This is a genomic window from Ihuprevotella massiliensis (assembly GCA_900095835.1).
Classification (GTDB): domain Bacteria; phylum Bacteroidota; class Bacteroidia; order Bacteroidales; family Bacteroidaceae; genus Alloprevotella; species Alloprevotella massiliensis.
The window spans coordinates 2,411,341-2,412,816 of the sequence record LT608321.1 but is presented as its reverse complement, the minus strand read 5'-3'; the positions used below and the strand labels follow the sequence as shown (position 1 = coordinate 2,412,816).

1 protein-coding gene and 1 pseudogene are annotated in these 1,476 nt (G+C 42.8%); both read left to right on the top strand.

Going from position 1 to position 1,476, the window contains the following annotated elements; genetic code table 11:
• The first annotated feature begins 446 nt into the window (after positions 1-446).
• Positions 447-869, top strand: a complete 423-nt coding sequence (locus BQ2633_RS11680; protein ID WP_083234026.1) for an RHS repeat protein — start codon at positions 447-449, stop codon at positions 867-869.
• Positions 844-1,476, top strand: a pseudogene (locus BQ2633_RS11675) (RHS repeat protein); the annotation flags it as partial. The gene BQ2633_RS11680 and the pseudogene BQ2633_RS11675, both read left to right, overlap by 26 nt.

The window sequence follows — 1,476 nt, the reverse complement described above, 5'->3', positions numbered from 1 at the left end:
GGATGGATATAATGTGGTGAAGAATGCGCTTGGGCAAGAAACGATCTATCGTTATGACCCCAACCAGCTGGTTCGCTCGATAGTAGATCCTCTTGGTAATGTAAGCTACTTTGACTACACCGAAGATATGTATCCTTTTCGGGAAATTGACCCAGAGGGACGTATTACAGGTTGGTACTATGATGAGCGAGGCAATCAGATTGGTACAAGCTACCCTGATGGAACAAACAGCTATCAGATATATGATGAGCAAGACCGTCTTGTCCTTACAATCTCTCCCAAAGGAGAGAAGCAAGTTTACATCTATGATAAGGAGCATACCCATCGTCTTAAACGAATCATCGATGAAGAAGGACAGGTAAGTATACTTAACTATACACAAGAAGGTTACCTCCGCCAGATAGAAAAAGGAGGACGAAANGTATGATAGCTACTATCTCACACATATACTGGATGCTGATGGTCATTGTATACGATTTGAGTACAACTATGATGCTTTAGTTCAGATAACAGATGCTGTAGGACGTAGACTCTATGTGCGAAGTAATGAACAAGGATTCATCAGTCAAATAGAGCTTCGTCATCCCAATGATGAGCTAGAGACTTTAGTGCGTTATCACTACGATGGCGAGGGAAATATGGTAGGCATTACCGATGCCCTGAATCAGACGACTCACATAGAGTACCTCAATCATCGAATGATTTCCAAGACTGATCGCAATGGCAATACTTTCTATTGGGAGTATGACCAAGCAGGTCGTTGTATCCATACGCGAGGAGAACATGGAGACCAAGAGGGTTGGATATCTTACTATCCTAAGGATGGGTATAATGTGGTGAAGAATGCGCTTGGGCAAGAAACGNTCTGACTCTCAGTATAGAGGTTGGCTTGGTCATGGAGTGCATTGCTCTTATGATAGACGTGTTACTTATCTTCCCGAAGAGGAACTGCTGTCGCTTCGTTTGAGCGATGGACGACTAGCAACGTTTCCAGTGTTAGCTCCTGATGACAGCTTCTTCCTTAAAGCGGAACGTATCACGCTAACACGTATTGCAGAAGGATATAAGCTCTATGAGCATAACAATCATCAGATATTCCTCTTCACTCAGTTAGGGACAGAGCAAGGGTATGATAGCTACTATCTCACACATATACTGGATGCTGATGGTCATTGTATACGATTTGAGTACAACTATGATGCTTTAGTTCAGATAACAGATGCTGTAGGACGTAGACTCTATGTGCGAAGTAATGAACAAGGATTCATCAGTCAAATAGAGCTTCGTCATCCCAATGATGAGCTAGAGACTTTAGTGCATTATCACTACGATGGCGAGGGAAATATGGTAGGCATTACCGATGCCCTGAATCAGACGACTCACATAGAGTACCTCAATCATCGAATGATTTCCAAGACTGATCGCAATGGCAATACTTTCTATTGGGAGTATGACCAAGAAGGTCGTTGTATCCAT